Genomic DNA, 17,714 nt, shown 5'->3' with positions numbered 1-17,714 from the left:
AAAAACTCAAATGCTTTAAAAATAAATGAAGATAAAGAAAAAGAATTAAAAGATAAAAATACTTTAGAAGATTTTTGCGAGTTTAGTATAAAGCTAATTGATGAGCTTAAGGATTATAAACTGCTAGATTTAAAAGCTTAATTAGTTTTCTAAATAAAGGAGAAAAAATGCTAAAAATAGATGGATTTTGCGTAGATTTAAGTTCTTGTATAAATACAAGTGTTAGTAAAAAAGCTGATGTAAATAGCACTATTAATCTAAGCCAAATAAGAAAAGATATAAAAACAAATAATTTTGAATATAAAACAAGCGATAAAGAATTAAATGTATTTTTTAGCCTTGATAATAAAAGCGTAGGAATTAGCTTAGATAAAGATATTTTAAAAGATTTAAAAAGCTTTTTTAATAAAAATGATTTTTTAGAAGAAAATGGAAAAACTATTTTAAAAGGCGATGCGGCTAATTATGTAGCGGGTTGGTTTAGTGAGATTGCTAATAAATTTTTAGAAGTTAGCCAAAACGCAGTGCTTAGCAAAGAAGAGATATTAAACTCAAGACTAGGTGTAAGGCTTAATGGTGAAATTAACGAATATAATTTATTGCAAATTACTAATGTAGAACTTAACGCTAAAGGAGATTATATTAGTGATGAAATATACGAAGCTCACAATACTATTTCAAAGGATTTAAGCGATACTATTTTAAAGGATAAAAACAAAGATGGTTCATTAACTTTAGATGAACTTGTGCTAAACGAGAGTCAAGAAAAATATCTAAAAGACTTAGAAAACTTATATAAATATAGCGAAAAAATTGAACTTGATGAAAAACCTAAAATAGACAAAAAGCTAAAAGAATACGCAATAAATGAAGAAAACAATCGCATAAGAAAGCTAAAGCAAGATATAAAATTATTTAAAAACTCAAATGCTTTAAAAATAAATGAAGATAAAGAAAAAGAATTAAAAGATAAAAATACTTTAGAAGATTTTTGTAAGTTCAGCATAAAGCTAATTGATGAGCTTAAAGATTATAAACTGCTAGATTTAAAAGCTTAATCTTAATTTAAACTCTCATATCTAGTAATTTTACCTTACTTAAATCTTTTAAAAAATCTTTTAAAAAATCACCGAATTCATCTAGTTTATCGTTGTTAATAATGTTTTCTAAATCGTTTTTATTTATTTTAAGTTCTTTTGAAATATTATTTATTTTATCTTGATAATCCATATTAAAAGCTTTTAAAACTTTTATATCATCATCGCTTAACTTATCATTTCTCTCAGCCTTTGCTAAAATTGCAGCTAATTTAATTAACATTTCATATTCTTCTTCTATGTTTTTTTTCATCAACTCTTCTAATTTTGCTTTATCAATATTGTTTAAATTAATATCAACACTTCTAGCAATTCCACTAACCCCATAAGCTTCTTTACCGGTTATTCTTAAATCAAAATTAGCATCATCACTTATTACCTTATTTAATGCATTACTTATACTAGTGTAATTTTTTAACTCCCCTAACAAACTAGCTATTTTATAATCAACTTCACCAAAACGCTCATAAATATTACCTTGATTATAAGCTGTAGATTTGAATGTATTTAGCATCTCTGCTTTATTTAAAAAACCATCTTTATTGGTATCTGCATTTAAAAAATTTTGATTAAATGCAATTTCATTAAACCAAGAACCAATAAAACTAGCAGCACTTTTATCTAATATAAAACCTTTATTATTTTTAATAAAATTATCATTGTCAAAAAAATCTTGCATTCTTAATAAATTTTTTTCATCTAATTTTACTCCTATATTTTCGTTTAAAAATGAAAAGAATGTATTGTAATCTTGCTCTTTATTGGTTTTATATTTAAAATCATTTGTAATGCTTGTTATATTAATTTGATTAATTTCTTCATCACTTAGTTTATTTTCATCAATTAAACTAGTTTGCTTTAAAGTAGTGTCTTTTAAAAAACTAAAATTAGACCAAGTAAGGTTATAAATAGGTTTAGTGATATTCATATTTTTACCCACATTAATTTAGTAATTATTCTAAATAATAGAATATCAAAACATTTATAAAATTTTAATAATTTTTCAAATTCCTAATTCAAATTCTTTTAATTAAAAGGAACATATTTTGCTACTTCTTATCAAATAAAGGAGAGCAAATGATAATAAATGATAGGATTGTTCTTAGTTCTTACACTAAGACAAATAATTTAAAAGATAATAAAAACACTTCATTTGAAGAAGCCTTACAAGCTCAAAGTAAAGCAGCAAATACTATAAATGATGAACTAATTAATAAGTGTATATCAAATGCTGAAGATGATTTTGCTTGGTCTATGTTTGGTTTTTGTACTTACTTTCCAACCGAATGGCATACTCCTAGAAAAGATAAAGAATTAGATAGCGAGTATTTAAATAGAATTCCTAAAGAAGATGTAGGGGTAATGATGTTTTTAGAAGCTTGTGGGATAGTTGAGACTAGAAAATTAGATCCAATTAAAAATGATTTAGATTACGAAGTTTTAAAAGTAGCAGAAGAAATTATAGAAAACTATCAAATAACACCTGATTTAGAATTAAAAATAATTGAATTTGCTAAAAAATCATCAAAAGAATTTATGAATAATTTTGATTTACCATCTGGAAGTGTAGGACTTGATCACCCTAAATTACAAGCTATTTTTAACAAACATAGAATTTCAATGGATGAATTTGTAGATAAAGAAAAGCTAATGAAACAAAGCTTTAAATTTGATTTTGATAAAGAAAAGGATAAATTATTTGATGAACTTTTAAAACTAGGGGAAAACAATAAAATAAGATTAGGAATTAGTTAATTTAAGCATTTATAGAAATGGAACTTAAATTTCGGAAAGTCTTTTGTAATTTTAATATTAGCAATTTTAAAACAGATATTGAAATTCCTATTTCAAATTCCTTAAAATTTATGGCAATTTAACTTGCCATAAATTATACAGGAATTACTCTTATATTTGGACTTAAGTTTTCTTGTAAAACATTTTCAATCGCATATAATGTCCCAGTGCTTCCACTAGAACAGCCACTACATGCTCCTAAATAGCGAATATATAAATCACACATACCATCATTGCCTTTTTGAATATCAATAACTTCTAAATCACCGCCATCCATATGAAGCATTGGGCGAATTTCAGCATCTAATAGCTCTTCTACAGCTTTAATTTGTTTTACAACGGTTAAATCATCAAAATTATCACTTAGCGTAGCTTTTGCTAAACGCTCTTTATCCATTTGCGCTCTAGTTTCAGCTAAAATATCTACTAGATAATATTCTCTTTTTTCATGTCCGCCAGCTCTTACGCAAGATTTACAAAACGCACCTGCTTTAGTATATTGTGTGATTTGCTCAACTGATTTTAAATCATTTAATCTTATTACTTCTTTTATTGTCTTAAGGCTAACTCTTGCACACTCACATACTATTATTTCTTCTTCAAAATCTTCAGGATTTACACCTTTATACTGAGCAGCTGCAGCTTTTATAACATCATAAGCCATTACACTACAATGCATTTTTTGAGGTGGAACTGCAGGAGTTTCTGGATTATCACGCATAGCAAACTCAACATCAATATTTGTAATCTTTACTGCTTCATCTACCGTTTTACCTATACATAAACCTGCCATAGTATCGCTACTTGCAATCGCTGTTCCACAGCCAAAGCTTTTAAATTTAGCATCTTTTATGATATTTGTAACCTCATCAACTAACCAATAAAGTCTAACAGCATCTCCACAACTCTCAGCTCCAAAATCTGCTACAATAAGCTTTGTATTAGTTGCTTTTGCATCTTCTTCAGTTAGCTCTCCCATGTGTCTTGGATTATTCATTAAATCCTGAACTTTTTGTGAATACTCATCCCAAATTGAACCGCTTATTAAATTATTCTTTGCCATTATTTATCCTTTTTAAGAAAGCTTGGTGTATAAGCATAAGTGCTTGAAATTGCTCTTAAACGCTTTGCAGCTATTTTGATTTGCTCTGCTGCATAATCAATTTCGCTTTCTGTATTAAATCTACTTAAACTAAGTCTTAATGCAGTATGGGCTAAATCAGCTTCAGCTCCGATAGCTTCCATTATAGGATTGCTCTCAAGGTTTTCAGATGCACACGCACTTCCTGTGCTTGCAGCTATGCCAGCCTTGTTTAAATCCCAAAGCATTGCTTCGCCTTCAACGCCTTTAATACTTGCTAAAATAGTATTAGGAACTCTATTTTCTCTACTTCCAACCACACTAACATCAGGTATGGTTAAAATCTCATCTTCAAGTTTATCTCTTAATCTTCTTATATGTGAATTCTCGTAATCTAGCATTAAATTAGCAAGTCTTAAAGCCTCAGCCATTCCAACAATTCCTGCAACATTTAATGTCCCACTTCTACGACCACCCATATGCTCTCCGCCATGAAGTAATGAAGTAAGCTTTAAGCCTTGTTTGATATAAAGCCCACCAACTCCTTTTGGTCCGTGAAACTTATGAGCTGAAAATGAAGCAAAATCAACCCCTGCACTTCTAAAATCTACTTTGATTTTACCTACTGCCTGAGTTGCGTCTGTATGAAATAAAGCCCCATGCTCATGAGCAATATCGCATAATTGCTTAATAGGGAAAATCATTCCTGTTTCATTGTTCGCCCACATGATATTTACAAGTGCAGTTTTGTCGCTTATCATTTCTTTTAAATCTTGCACATTGCAAGTGCCTTCGCTATTTACAGGTAAGGTTTTGATTTTTACACCAAGTCTTGCTTCTAAAAAAGCACAGGTGGCTCCAACTGCAGGGTGCTCTACTCCGCTTATTATGATTTCGTTTTTATCTTTGTTTAAAATCTCATCAAAATAAATGCCTTTTAAAACCCAGTTAATACTCTCAGTAGCACATGAAGTAATGATTACATCATCTAAATCACTTGCACCTAAACCTGAATATAATTTATCTAAAGCCTCATTTAGTGGCTTATGTGTTGCTTGTCCGAAACGATGAAGCGAATTTGGATTACCATAAATGTTTTCTAAATATGGTTTCATAAGTTCAAAAACGCTAGGATCAATCATCGTTGTAGCGTTATTATCTAAATAAATCTCTTTCATATTTTTTCCTTCTTTTTAACCATTTTAAAAATGGGATAAAAATTATCTTTTATAAATAATATTCCAAATTATTAAATGAATTATTATTCTTCAATTCTAATTAAATTAATTTCACCTTTTACAAATTCTTGAGTTTGTAACTCGCTTAGCAATTTAGTAATTTTTGCTTCATTTGCAATATGTGTTGTTATAAAAATCGTTCTTGTTTGATTTTTTGATGGGCGTTGCATTAGGCTATCTATACTAATTTCGTTATTACTCATAAAGCTTGTAATTTTGTTTAAAACACCTATTTTATCATCTACGCAAAGTCTTAGGTAGTATTTTGAACTTATATCATTAATACTTACAAGGCTTACATGTGGCAATTCATTGTAGCCTAACATTTTGCGAGTTTTATTATCAGCAATTTGCATTAAATCACTTAAAACCGCACTAGCAGTCTCAAGACTACCAGCACCTGCTCCATAATATAAACTCTCTCCTAAAGCGTTGTCATTTAATAAAATTGCATTCATAGAATTATTTACACTTGCTAAAATATGATTTTTGTCTATTAAAGTAGGATGAACTCTTATTTCTACTTTATCTTCGTTTTGCTTTGCGATTGCTAAAAGCTTAATTCCGAATTCAAATTCCTTTGCAAAATAAAAATCATCATTGCTAATCTTATCAATTCCTTGAACCAAAATATCTTCAGGCTTAACATTAATCCCATAAGCTAAACTTGCTAAAATCGTAAGCTTATGAGCTGCATCCATTCCATTAATATCAAGCGAAGGATTTGCTTCAGCATAGCCTAATTCTTGAGCTTGTTTTAAAGCTATTTCGTAGCTTATCCCTTCATTTTGCATTTTTGTTAGAATATAATTTGATGTGCCGTTTAAAATACCTTTTATACAATTAAATTTATTAGCACTCAAACCTTCTTTAATAATCTTAATAATAGGCACTCCACCAGCAACACTAGCTTCATATCCAAAGTATTGATTTGGCTTTAGCATTTTTTCAATATCGTAACGATAATAAGCTAGTAAGGCTTTATTTGCTGTAATTACATGCTTATCTTTAGCTAAAGCTTGTTTTATACATTCATAAGCAAATGTTGTCCCACCCATTAGCTCACAAACCACATCAACATCACTATTTAAAACATCTTCAAAATTATTTGTTTGTTTATAAGGACAATTGTTTTTATGTGTTCTTGAATAAACTAAAGATATTTCTATATCTTTTCCAAGGCGTTTTTTTATTAATTCCTTATTTGTTTCTATTAATTTTGCTACCCCGCTAGCAACTGTTCCAAATCCTAATAATGCTATTTTCATTACATTCCTTTTATATTTAATCCTAGCTTAATATTTTCTAAGGTAAATGCATCTCCTACAATTATATAAGCACACATTTTTGGCACTGCAAGATTTAATTCTTTAAATGATTTATCACTTTTATAAGTTGAAATTAGATTAAGATTTTTATCTAAAAATTCAATTTTTGGATACCAAATATTATTTAGATTTCTATCAATAATAAGCTTTGAAACATTGTTAATCTTTATAAAATAAGAATCAAGTGGCTTACTAAGTTCTAATAAGCTTCCACTATTTAACATAAAATCTGCTTGAATACTTGCTCTACTAAAGTCTAATTCATAGCTAAATTCATTGCCATTTCTTTTAGCATCTACTATATAAACACCTGTTTTTCTTAAAGCTTCATATAAAGAACCTGGGTCTATGCTAAATTTTGAATTAATAGTAAAAGCAACGCTCATTTCATCGTTGTTTTTTGAGTATTCGCTTATTAAATAATAATTAATTCCGATTTGCTCATAAGCAAGAGTTATTGCTTTTAAAAATATTCCAGCTTTTGCCTTTGCTTTAAATTTTACTTGCATATTTAAAGCATCGTTATATGCGTAAGTAAGTAATGAATTCATTTTTAAAACTTGCGTAATTGCCTTAATATTTGGCATTCCACCTTGCATATAAGAACCACTTGGAAATAACAATCTAAGCTTAGCATCTTTTGAGCTATCATTTACTAATTTAGAAGCTATTTCATAAGATGAACTTGCATATATTAAAGAGCTAAATACTAATAAAGATAATAATTTTTTCATCATTTCGCCTTGTCTAATTTAGAGTATTCTTTTTGTGTTATAAATTTAACTTTTCCATCTTTAAATAATATATATCTTGGATCGCTATTTTTAGGAAGTTCTATATTTGTTTCGTTTAAAGATAGTGAAAATAAATTATTTCCTACGAAAATCAAAGAATCTTGATTAAAGCTTACATTTTTTGTAACCATATAATTTTTGGTTTCTTTTGTTTTAAGATTTTTTACACTAACCCATGCTTTAGTGCTTGGAGTAAGTAATAATTTGTTTTCTTTTTTTACTTCTACTTTTACTTCTTCTTTGATTTCTTCTTTTGGTTTTGGGGTATCTTTGAGTTCTTTAATTTCTGTATTTTCTTGAACTTCTTCTTTTATAGGTTTAATAATTTCTTGCTTATTTTCTTCTACTTCTTTTACTTCTTGTTTGATTTCTTCTTTTACTTCTTGAGCTTGTTTGATTTCTTTTATAGGTTCTTTTATGATTTCTTTTATAGGCTCTTTTTTAATCTCTTCTAAAGGTATTATTATTTCTTCTTTTACTTCTTCTTTTACAAGTTGTTGTGGAGTTTCTTTTACTTCTTCGGTGTCTTCATTATAGTAATTAAAATAATAAAAAGCCCCTGCAATTACAACAATCGTAGCTATACTAAGATAGATAAAATAAGCTAAATTACTGCTTGATTCATTACCTGAATTATAGCCCATTACCTTTGGCTTTACTTTTAAAGAATTCTTAGTATTTATAAGGTTATTGCTTTTATATTCATTATATTCTTGTAGCCATTCGCTAAAGTCTATATTATACTCACGCTCTAAGATTTTAATATTCATAGCCACATTAACATTACTTAAACTCTCATAATCTTTATTAATAATAGCCTTTATTCTAGCTTCATCTAAATGTGTTTTTGAGGCAATTTCTTTTACCGAAAAACTTTTTAAATAATCTAAATTATTCATTCATTATCCTATCTCCTAAAATAGCAAAAGCATTGCTAACATTTAGGCTATCAAAATTATTCTTCATTGTAATTTTTACTTCTAAATCACAAGCTCTTATTATCTTAGCACTTAAGCCTTTTCCTTCACTTCCCATAATTAAAGCTGCTTTAGGAGCAAAAGTTATTTTATTATGCTCTTTTGCATTTTCTGAATGATTTGCTGCATAAAAATTAAAACCAATTTGCTTAAACTCATTAATCAAACTTAAAATATCTTTAGTTTGAGTAAATTTCATCTCAAGTAAAGCACCTGCACTAGCTCTCATAACAGCTTCAAGATTAACATTATTTCCTGAATGAATTATCCCATCAAAACCTAAAGCATAAGCACTTCTAGTAATTGAGCCTATATTTCCTACATCACTTAACTCATGCAAGATTACAATTTTTTGCATATTTTTAAAATCTTTAATATTAGCTAATTCATACTCGCTAACTTTTGCTAAAAAACCTTGATGATTTCCACCCTTAGCCATTGCTTGAGCTTTTATAAAATCAAGTTTTGTGATTTTTTTACCTATTTTATTAATATCTTTAAAAGTTTGTTTATCTAAATCTTTTGCTAAATATATTTCTTCTATTTTTTCTGGTGCTTTGCTAAGATAGTGCATAAACACTTGTTTGCCATAAATAATCATTTTTCTTCACTTTTTAATAAATTTTCATAATTTTGTTTTGGGCTAAGTCCGTTTAATTTACTAAGCAATTTTGACTTATCCTTTAAAGAAATATTAAGGCTTAAAATATCTTCGCTTGAGATATTAGAATTTGAATTAGGAATTTGATTATTTATTACTACTACCCATTCGCCTTTTAAGTTCTCATTTTTTAGCAATTTAGCTAAATTTTTTGCCTTGTCTTTGTATGTTTTTTCGTACATTTTTGATATTTCTTTAATTAAAAATATTTCCTTATCTTCATCAATTTTAGCAATATCTTGTATTAAATCCATAATTCTTGTAGGTGCTTCATATAAAATAGTAGGATAAGCTTGATTTAGTGCATTTTCTATTTGTGCTTGACGATTTTTTTTGATATTTAAAAATCCCAAAAATATAAACTCTTTATCGCTAAACCCACTAGCTACAAGTGCTGTAATAGCAGCATTTGCACCAGGAATTACGCAATATTTTATATCATTTTCTTGAGCATATTTTACTAACGAAATTCCAGGATCACTTATACAAGGCATTCCTGCATCACTTAAAAAAGCTATATTTTTTGAAAAATCAATATTTGAAAAGTCAAATTCTTTTTCATTATGTGAATGTAATGATATGTAGTTTTTACTTCCAAAATCTATATTATATTTAGCACTAAGTAAGTTAATTAAAGCCTTACAAACTCGCACATCTTCGCAAAAAATCAACTCGCAAACTTGTAAGACTTCTAAAGCACGATATGAGATATCGCCTAGATTTCCTATTGGTGTAGGAACGAAATAAAGCATTATTGCATTTGATATTTTTTCTTAAATTTCTCAACTCTACCTGCAGCATCTACGATTTTTTCACTACCTGTGAAAAATGGATGGCAATTTGAACAAATATCTACTCTTAATTCTTCTTTATTTGATTTAGTAACGAAAGTATTTCCACAAGCACAAGTTACAGTGCAATTTTTATAATCTGGGTGAATGTCTTTTTTCATAATATTTCCTTTTTTGCGTAAATAAAAACGCAGATTGTATCTTAATTTACATTAAATCTACATTAAAATTTTTGCACTTATGCTAATTACTGCGGTTTTTGCCTTTAAAATATTTGATATTTTTAAGCCTTGAGTTTTGAATAATTTTCTTTCTTTTTCGCTAAATCCGCCTTCAGGGCCTATTACATATAAACAATCTTTATTAAATTCACATAAATCGTTTTTATTAAAATCAATCAAAATAAAATCTTTATATAGTTTTGCAAGCTCGCTTAAGCTATTTAAAATAGTGATTTTTAAAATATCAGCTCTTGCACATTGTGAGCTTGAATTATGCAAAATCTTTTCAAGCTTTGCTAATTTTTTCTCATCAAATTTATAAGATTTTTGAGAAAAATCTGTATAAACTAAAAATAATTCTTCAAGCCCTAATTCATTTAAATAAGGAGCAATTTCTAAAATACTATCAATTTCTATCATTGCAAGAGCTAATCTTACTCCGCTTTTATTTGTTTTAAATTCAAAAGTATTTTTAAGACTTAATCTAATATCGTTTCTTTGCATAAATACGATTTCGTATTCGTGTAATAGTCCATCTAATTTACTTAATTTTACGATATCTCCTAAGCTTTGTCTTCTTGCTTTAAAGTGAGCTACTAATTCACTATCAAGCCTAATTTCACTATCTCCAGCAAGTTTAGAAAAATAATAAAACATTAAAAAGTCCTATCATAATAAGTAATTTTGCTAGTTCTAAAAACAAGCTTAGTTTTTTAAATTTCGTATATTCTTTACTTCTTCTATATTTTTTAAACTTAATAAATTGAAAGATAGAAATTGCAAGAATTAAAATTAATCCAAATAACATCAAAAATCTAAAATCATTAAAGCCTTTCATTGCTTCAAGCAAAATCCCTGTAAAAAACACACAAGCAATTATGGTGTAATATGCTGGTAGTAGCACTCTAATTCTAAAAATATATTTATGAATGTCTTTAAGATATTGCGAAAAAACAAAATATAAAATTTCTAAAAACACTAAAATATAGACAAAAAACAAATGTATGCTAATAAAATCGCTCATTAAACTTCCTTAGGATTTATAAAAATTTCATTATTTTTTATTTTTTCTAATAATCTAGGGTCGCTAAAATCATCTAAAATAGCTTGTGAAAATGTAATTTTAGAAATATCAATTATCGGTAAATCATTATAAAACGCATCTTCGTATTCGCATTCAGCCCAGCCTGTTCTAGTCTCGTTTAGCTTGATTCTATCAACTTTTACGCTTTCATTATTATGCATTTGTGTGTTTTTTAAAATAATTGAAATTAATATAAAAAATACTATGCTTAGATTTTCTGCACTGATATTGCAAGGTAGTTCTATCCATCTTGCTGAATGTTTTTTAATATCTTCTAAATATTCTTTATAATCATCTATATAAAGGCAAGTGCTATGATCAAAAGCATCTATGATTTGCTTAATATTTCCTTTTAAAAGTCCGAAATCATATACCATTCCAGCCTTATCAAGTGTATTTGCCTTTAATACTAATTCAAGTTTATATGAATGTCCGTGAATGCTAGTTTTGCACCTTTTTGAGCTACAAAATCTAACTATATGAGCGTTTTCAAACTCAAATAATTTTCCTATTCTCATACACCCTCCAAATCATCATAAATTCTAATATGCACCCTATCAGTATAATTAAAACCATTGCTAATTGCGTATTCTAAAACACTTTTTGCATTCATACTTAATTCTTTATTAGTTGAGCCTTTTGGCATTAAATAAAAATCATTGTTAGAATAATCTTTTCTTAAAGCAAGTAATTCGCTAGTATCATTTAAATCAAACTTATCTAAAACGATTTTAAAAAATGCTCCTTTTGAATTATTTATAATTGAATTAATTGCTTCGTAATTAATTCTTTTATTTTTTGGCATTTTGCTATTTTCAAGCTTTACACCCATTGCAAAATAGCACTTTTTGTAAAAATCATAATTTTTTAGTTTTATACTAGCATTCGTTTCAAACTGAACCAAATAATCATTATTCGTTAAATACTCTAAAAGCTCTATAAATTCAGGCTCTTCTTGATGAATTAAAGGCTCTCCACCTGTAATTACTATCATAGGTTTATGCTTAAATGAGCTTAATTTATCTTTTAAAATTCCTATTTCAAATTCTTTGTATTCATCGCTAAAATCTGCTGTATAAACAGCTCTTAAAGTATCGCAACCTATAAACTCTTTATTATTCTTACTTTTTTTAACACCAAAACCAAAGCAAGAGAAATTACAACCTGCAAAACGAATAAAATAAGCTAATTTTCCAGCAAAAATTCCTTCACCTTGAATACTCAAAAACTCTTCAACTAGCTTCATCATCCACCCGTTTGCGAAAACGACCTAGCTGAACTTTTGTTATCATCTTCGCCCCATTTATTTTTCTCAGGTTTATTTTCTAAAACCGTATTTAAAATACTTAAAGCCTTATTAATATCCTTATCTCTTAAAGCTTTTTTAATACTCATAGCCTCATCAAAATAAAGGCAAGGTATTAAAAATCCTTCAGCACTAAGTCTTAAGCGATTGCAACTTTCACAAAAGTCATGCTTATGTGGATTAATCACACCAAAAACATAATCAAGCTCATTAATTTTAAATAAACTTGCAGGTGAATTTGGCTCTTTTTCTAAAGCTGTGATTTCATATTTTTCTTTTACTTTACCTAAAATCTCAGCTTCTCTTAAGCCTTTTAATTGTCCATAAGCGTGTTCGTTTTCCATAAATTCAATAAATCTTATTTGGATATTTCTTTGCTTTGCAAAAAGTATTAAATCGCACAATTCATCTTCATTAATGCCTTTTAAAGGAACACAATTTACCTTTACTTTTAGACCTACTCTTAAGGCTTCTTCAATGCCTTCTAAAACTTCTTTTAATATATCTTTTTGAGAAATTAACTTAGCCCTACTAGGCACTAAAGTATCTAAAGAAACATTAATTCTTACAAGTCCAGCAGCCTTTAGCTTAGCAGCTTGTTCTTTTAATAAATAGCCATTTGTAGTAAGTGCTAAATCTAAATCGCTTTTATAATCAATTAGCATTTTTATAAATTTATCCAAATCTGCTCTTACAAGTGGCTCTCCACCTGTTAAACGGATTTTATCCACGCCTTTATCCATACATAATTTTGCAAATAAAAACAATTCTTCATAACTTAATAAATTTTCTTTTGGCACATGATTAAAAGGAACTTTTGGCATACAATATAAACACCTAAAATTACACCTTTGAGTAAGTGAAATTCTTAAATAATTTATTCTTCTTCCATACGAATCTATTAACATTTTTAAACCTTATAAACTTTTTAAAATTATATTAATTACTTGCGGACTTTTATTTAAAAGACTTGCGATTTCATCAACGCTTTTGCCATCGCCATAAAGCTTTAAAATCTGCATTCTAGTAGAATCATCATCAGGTTTTAGCCTAGAGATTGGCTCGGTTGCTAGTTCTAAGTTAGCAATTCTGCTATCTTGACTTTTGGTGACTTCTTGAATACTTTCTTGAATAATGCCTAAATCACTATTTAATTCATTAATTCTTTCATCAATAATAGAATGTATTAAAAACTCGCAATTTTGCATAATATTATCGTTAAATTCGTTTTGTTTTGAATGATTTATTTCAGCGATTTTCATCTTTTCAATAACCTGCTCTAGCCTATGAATTGATTTATAATTTTCATCAATAGCCTTTAAAACTCCATCTAATTTATCATTTAAATCTCTTGATGTAAGTCTTACATACAAAAACATTAAAATGATAAAAATTATAAAAACAATATAAATTATTAAATCAATCCCCATTTTTTTCCTTTTTAATATGAATTAGATTTCTTTGCGTATCTGCTACGAAAATATTTAAACCTTCTTGATCATATCTTTTCATTTGTGTGATTTTAAAAGTATCTTCACTAATAGCCTTAAGCCAGCAAGATATGGTTCTATCTACTAAAACAAGCCTTGCATAATAGCTTTGATTAACTTCTAAAACGCCATCAACTCTAATAAAATCATAATTAATTGCATTAGCAAATGTTTCATCACTAAGAGTTATTAATTCATCTTTTTTAAGGTTTTTAAGCTCTAAAATATCTCTTTTAATATCACAAAGCATTTCAAAAAACAATTTATCTTCAGGATACATATCCATTTTAGAAGCTCTGTGTCTATAATCTTGCAAAGATTTATGATAATTCATAGCGTTATATTCTTGTAAAAATTTATCGCTTAATTCATCACATTTTTCATATTCAATCTTAAATCTTGTTTCATACATAATCATTAGCTAACCTTTAAATCAATTATAAAAAATACTAAGAATAATATACTAATAAAAGCATTAATATCAAAAAAAGCTCTTTCAATATTTTTTGTATTTTTTCTTACGATAATATGCTCTAAAATAAGCATAAGCCCCACAATAGCTAAGCCTAAATATGCATAAAATCCAGCATTTACACTAGCTAAAAATACTAGCCAAAACAAAAACGCAATTAAATGAAAAATAGCAGCGATAAATAATGTAGCCTTTTCTCCAAAACATGAAGGAATTGAAAATAATTCTTGATTTTTATCAAATTCTAAATCTTGTAAAGCATACAAACAATCAAATCCAGCAGTCCAAAAACAAACAGCAAAACATAAAGCTATAGAATAAGAACTAACACTATTAGTAAGCACAATTTCTCCAGCAACACAAGCAAAACCTAATGATAAACCTAAAATTATATGAGCTAGATATGAAAAGCGTTTAAATAAAGAATAAGAACCAAGTAAAATAAGTGTAAAAAAGCTAAGATAAAAGCATAATTCATTTATAAAATATGCTAATAGAACAAAAATACAAGCATTAGCAATTATAAATAAAGCTAAATTAAATCTACCTACCCTACCATCTACGCTAGGACGATTTTTTGTCCTTTCATTTAAGATATCAATATCTGCATCAAGCAAGCGATTTAGCGCCATTGCATAATTTCTTGCACTAACAGCACAAAGAAGAGCCAAAATAAACCTAAGCCAAATATCATTAAAGCTTAAATCATATAATTTTATAGCACTAAGCATTGAAACTAATAAAAACGGCAAAGCAAAAATGCTATGCTTAAACACAATTAATTCTAAAATATTTTTTAACTTTTGCATAACTATCCTTTATGCTAGTTTATAATATTTTAATTAAGATTTAAGGATAAAAATGAAAAAAATAGCCCTAATAGGAACAACAGCAAGTGGCAAAACAGCCTTAGCTCATAAGCTTGCACTAAAGCATAATGCAGTGATTTTAAGTCTTGATAGCTTATGTTTATATAAAGAGCTAAATATTATAAATGCTAAGCCTGATAATGCTATGCTTAATGAAGTTAAATATTTTGGAATAAATATAATTAGCGTTAAAGATGATTATAATGTAGGGCTTTATTTTGATGAATACAAAAATGCTTTAAATCATGCAAAAAAATATGAAAAAAATCTAATAATAGTAGGTGGAAGTGGATTTTATCTAAGCGCTTTAATTAATGGCTTAAGCCCTAAAATTGATGATATTAAGCATAATTTAAGCCTTGATGAAATCTATAATCTAATGCAAAGTATTGATAAAGATAGCAAAATCGCAGCTAATGATAAGTATCGCTTAAATAAATGGTATAGCATTTATTTAACTACAAATGAGACCCCAAGTCTTTGGCTTAAAAACAACACTCAAGAGCCTTTAATAAAGGAAGTTTTAATTTATGATATTTTATGGGACAAAGTTGAATTAAACAAAAGAATAGAGCTAAGAACTAAGCAAATGCTAGAACTTAATGCCTTTGATGAAGTGATAAATCAATATAAATTACATGGATATACAAAAGCCTTACAATCAATTGGAGCAAAAGAAATAATAGATTGCTATAAAGGAAGAATTAAAAAAGAAGAATTAGAAGAATTAATCACAATTCATACAAGACAACTTGCCAAAAGACAACGCACATTTAATAAGAAATTTAACGCTCATACCTTTGAAATTTTAACGGAATTTGAATTAGGAATTTGCTTTGATAAATTAAGCGAGATTTTAAAATAATCTCGCTTAGAAATAAAAATATACAAACAATGAAATAATAATAACACAGCCTATATTTAAATATCCACCCGCCTTTATCATATCTTTTTGTCTTATATGTCCTGTTCCAAAAACAATAGCATTTGGCGGTGTTGCAACTGGCAACATAAAAGCACAGCTTGCACCAACTCCTATTACCATAACTAAGATTTCTTTAGGCATTCCCATATTACTAGCAATGGTTGCAAATACAGGAACTAATAAAGCCGCTGAAGCAGTATTGCTTGTAAATTCAGTAAGAATTATTATGAAAGTACAAACTACAAAAATAATTCCTAAAGTAGAAAAATCTCCAAATATTCTTGCAACTTCTTTACCTAAAATAAGTGAAGCTCCTGAATCTTTAAGAATTGAGCTAAGAGCTAAACCACCGCCAAATAATATTAAAACTCCCCAATCAGTTCCTTTTGAGATTTGCTCCCAAGTCGCAAGATGAAGCACCACAATAACAGCAGTTGCACTAAGAGCGATTAAAGCATCAGAAAACGGAATGCCTGTTAGTTTGCTAAGTGGTTTGCTAAAAATCCACGCAAGTGCAGTTACGCTAAATAATATCAAAGTTGCAACTCTTGGTCTTGTCCAAGGGATTTCTTCTATTTGCATATTAATTTTTTGTGATAAATTAGGACGAAACACAAAATAAAGAACAACAATCATTAAAGGTAAAATCATTAGCATTAAAGGTGTTCCTATTTTCATCCAAGATGCAAAATCAAGCCCTAAAGCCTGAGAAGCGATTGCATTAGGTGGTGAGCCAACGATAGTTCCAAGCCCTCCAATGCTAGCAGAATACGCAACGCATAAAAGTGCAAAAACAAAGGTATTTCTATCCTTTTTAGGGTCAAGTTCGCTTAAAATACCCATTACAAGTGGTAACATCATAGCTGCTGTTGCTGTATTTGATATCCACATTGAAAGGGCTGCAGTTGCAATACATATTGCAATTATAGCTACTCCTAAATGAGATTTAGAAAGCGATAAAATCTTCATAGCAATTTTTTTATCAATGCTTTGCATATGAAGTGCAGTTGCTAGTGCAAAACCACCAAAAAATAAAAATATAGTAGGATCAGAAAAATTAGCTAAAGCTTGTTTGATACTAAAAGCAGAAAAGCTCCCATCAGCATTGCTTTTACCTACCCCAATAAAAATAGCAATAACAGGAACTAAAATAGCCGTCATAGAAATATGAATAGCCTCGCTAAACCACATAATCGCTACAAAAAGTAACAAAGCTAAACCTTTGTTTGCATTTGTATCATAAGGTAACAAATAATACAAAGCAACGCTTGAAACAATTGCAATAGCGATAATTAGCCAAGATTTAAGCCTTTTGGCTCTATCATCTACAAACAATTCTTCTTGCATAAAACCCTCCTTAATTGATTTACATCAATAAATTATCAAAAAATATAAAAGAAATTTTGATGGAGTTTTAAATATCATAAAAATTACAAAAAAAGTATTACTTAAAGTTACAAATTATTAAAAAATACAAATAGTTACAAATTAGTTTGAAAATAATTTGATAAAAACCAAAGAATTTGAAATAGGAATTTGATTTTATTGTTTTAGTAGGTAAGCCCTTTATAAAAAGGGCTTATTTT

At 28.1% G+C, this 17,714-nt stretch carries 21 protein-coding genes; 3 read left to right on the top strand and 18 right to left on the bottom strand.

The annotated features are described in order from the left end of the window. The first annotated feature begins 167 nt into the window (after positions 1-167). Complete coding sequence (locus tag AC1B00_RS09315) at positions 168-1,058, top strand: hypothetical protein (RefSeq protein WP_488849447.1); 891 nt, start codon at positions 168-170, stop codon at positions 1,056-1,058. A 7-nt stretch (positions 1,059-1,065) separates the two neighbouring features. Here the strand turns inward: AC1B00_RS09315 and AC1B00_RS09310 are convergent, their stop codons facing one another. Continuing rightward, positions 1,066-2,025 (bottom strand): hypothetical protein, encoded by a 960-nt coding sequence (locus AC1B00_RS09310; RefSeq protein WP_488849445.1) that lies wholly within the window; start codon positions 2,023-2,025, stop codon positions 1,066-1,068. A 149-nt stretch (positions 2,026-2,174) separates the two neighbouring features. On the opposite strand from AC1B00_RS09310, the gene AC1B00_RS09305 reads away from it, so the two are divergent. Then, positions 2,175-2,852, top strand: coding sequence for a hypothetical protein (locus AC1B00_RS09305; RefSeq protein WP_488849444.1), 678 nt, complete (start codon positions 2,175-2,177; stop codon positions 2,850-2,852). A 133-nt stretch (positions 2,853-2,985) separates the two neighbouring features. Here the strand turns inward: AC1B00_RS09305 and AC1B00_RS09300 are convergent, their stop codons facing one another. The 16 genes from AC1B00_RS09300 to AC1B00_RS09225 all read right to left on the bottom strand — a co-directional run bounded on the left by AC1B00_RS09300 (position 2,986) and on the right by AC1B00_RS09225 (position 15,143). Then, positions 2,986-3,954 (bottom strand): iron-sulfur cluster assembly scaffold protein, encoded by a 969-nt coding sequence (locus tag AC1B00_RS09300; protein ID WP_488849443.1) that lies wholly within the window; start codon positions 3,952-3,954, stop codon positions 2,986-2,988. Then, a complete protein-coding gene (locus AC1B00_RS09295; protein ID WP_239817322.1) occupies positions 3,954-5,150 on the bottom strand; it encodes a NifS family cysteine desulfurase in 1,197 nt (398 codons plus the stop codon). The genes AC1B00_RS09300 and AC1B00_RS09295 overlap by 1 nt, the downstream gene beginning before the upstream one ends. An 83-nt stretch (positions 5,151-5,233) precedes the next feature. Next, the gene (locus AC1B00_RS09290; protein ID WP_488849442.1) at positions 5,234-6,478 is read right to left on the bottom strand and encodes a homoserine dehydrogenase; all 1,245 of its coding nucleotides are present in this window, start codon (positions 6,476-6,478) and stop codon (positions 5,234-5,236) included. Next, the gene (locus AC1B00_RS09285; protein WP_336610956.1) at positions 6,478-7,272 is read right to left on the bottom strand and encodes a hypothetical protein; all 795 of its coding nucleotides are present in this window, start codon (positions 7,270-7,272) and stop codon (positions 6,478-6,480) included. The genes AC1B00_RS09290 and AC1B00_RS09285 overlap by 1 nt, the downstream gene beginning before the upstream one ends. After that, the gene (locus AC1B00_RS09280) at positions 7,272-8,231 is read right to left on the bottom strand and encodes a hypothetical protein (protein WP_488849440.1); all 960 of its coding nucleotides are present in this window, start codon (positions 8,229-8,231) and stop codon (positions 7,272-7,274) included. Before AC1B00_RS09280 ends, AC1B00_RS09285 begins: the two co-directional genes overlap by 1 nt. Continuing rightward, complete coding sequence (gene rlmB / locus AC1B00_RS09275; protein ID WP_488849439.1) at positions 8,224-8,910, bottom strand: 23S rRNA (guanosine(2251)-2'-O)-methyltransferase RlmB; 687 nt, start codon at positions 8,908-8,910, stop codon at positions 8,224-8,226. The genes AC1B00_RS09280 and rlmB overlap by 8 nt, the downstream gene beginning before the upstream one ends. Then, positions 8,907-9,722, bottom strand: coding sequence for a 16S rRNA (cytidine(1402)-2'-O)-methyltransferase (gene rsmI / locus AC1B00_RS09270; protein ID WP_488849438.1), 816 nt, complete (start codon positions 9,720-9,722; stop codon positions 8,907-8,909). The genes rlmB and rsmI overlap by 4 nt, the downstream gene beginning before the upstream one ends. Continuing rightward, positions 9,722-9,922 carry a 50S ribosomal protein L31 gene (gene rpmE, locus AC1B00_RS09265; protein ID WP_488849436.1) on the bottom strand — a complete coding sequence of 67 codons (201 nt, stop codon included), beginning with the start codon at positions 9,920-9,922 and terminating at the stop codon, positions 9,722-9,724. The genes rsmI and rpmE overlap by 1 nt, the downstream gene beginning before the upstream one ends. A 57-nt stretch (positions 9,923-9,979) precedes the next feature. Beyond that, on the bottom strand, positions 9,980-10,639 hold the full coding sequence (locus tag AC1B00_RS09260; RefSeq protein ID WP_239817329.1) for a 16S rRNA (uracil(1498)-N(3))-methyltransferase: 660 nt from the start codon (positions 10,637-10,639) through the stop codon (positions 9,980-9,982). Continuing rightward, positions 10,620-11,006, bottom strand: a complete 387-nt coding sequence (locus AC1B00_RS09255; RefSeq protein ID WP_239817330.1) for a hypothetical protein — start codon at positions 11,004-11,006, stop codon at positions 10,620-10,622. The genes AC1B00_RS09260 and AC1B00_RS09255 overlap by 20 nt, the downstream gene beginning before the upstream one ends. After that, a complete protein-coding gene (locus AC1B00_RS09250; protein ID WP_488849434.1) occupies positions 11,006-11,584 on the bottom strand; it encodes a 6-pyruvoyl trahydropterin synthase family protein in 579 nt (192 codons plus the stop codon). The genes AC1B00_RS09255 and AC1B00_RS09250 overlap by 1 nt, the downstream gene beginning before the upstream one ends. Further along, positions 11,581-12,312: a 7-carboxy-7-deazaguanine synthase QueE gene (locus AC1B00_RS09245; RefSeq protein ID WP_488849433.1), complete on the bottom strand. Its 732-nt coding sequence runs from the start codon at positions 12,310-12,312 to the stop codon at positions 11,581-11,583. The genes AC1B00_RS09250 and AC1B00_RS09245 overlap by 4 nt, the downstream gene beginning before the upstream one ends. Beyond that, positions 12,312-13,280, bottom strand: a complete 969-nt coding sequence (gene moaA, locus AC1B00_RS09240) for a GTP 3',8-cyclase MoaA (RefSeq protein ID WP_239817333.1) — start codon at positions 13,278-13,280, stop codon at positions 12,312-12,314. The genes AC1B00_RS09245 and moaA overlap by 1 nt, the downstream gene beginning before the upstream one ends. Before the next feature lie 9 nt (positions 13,281-13,289). Beyond that, positions 13,290-13,802 carry a helix-turn-helix domain-containing protein gene (locus AC1B00_RS09235; protein WP_336610963.1) on the bottom strand — a complete coding sequence of 171 codons (513 nt, stop codon included), beginning with the start codon at positions 13,800-13,802 and terminating at the stop codon, positions 13,290-13,292. After that, a complete protein-coding gene (locus AC1B00_RS09230) occupies positions 13,792-14,280 on the bottom strand; it encodes a hypothetical protein (protein ID WP_239817335.1) in 489 nt (162 codons plus the stop codon). Before AC1B00_RS09230 ends, AC1B00_RS09235 begins: the two co-directional genes overlap by 11 nt. After that, positions 14,280-15,143 carry a UbiA-like polyprenyltransferase gene (locus AC1B00_RS09225; RefSeq protein WP_488849432.1) on the bottom strand — a complete coding sequence of 288 codons (864 nt, stop codon included), beginning with the start codon at positions 15,141-15,143 and terminating at the stop codon, positions 14,280-14,282. Before AC1B00_RS09225 ends, AC1B00_RS09230 begins: the two co-directional genes overlap by 1 nt. 52 nt (positions 15,144-15,195) lie before the next feature. Between AC1B00_RS09225 and miaA the strand changes: the two genes are divergently transcribed. Then, the gene (gene miaA / locus AC1B00_RS09220; RefSeq protein WP_488849430.1) at positions 15,196-16,068 is read left to right on the top strand and encodes a tRNA (adenosine(37)-N6)-dimethylallyltransferase MiaA; all 873 of its coding nucleotides are present in this window, start codon (positions 15,196-15,198) and stop codon (positions 16,066-16,068) included. 6 nt (positions 16,069-16,074) lie between these two features. On the opposite strand, the gene AC1B00_RS09215 is transcribed toward miaA, so the two are convergent. After that, complete coding sequence (locus tag AC1B00_RS09215) at positions 16,075-17,475, bottom strand: SLC13 family permease (RefSeq protein WP_488849429.1); 1,401 nt, start codon at positions 17,473-17,475, stop codon at positions 16,075-16,077. Between the last annotated feature and the right edge of the window lie 239 nt (positions 17,476-17,714).

Source organism: Campylobacter sp. DY7 (assembly GCF_057802535.1).
Note: the sequence above shows the minus strand (reverse complement) of the source record. Positions and strands in the feature narration are given on the sequence as shown.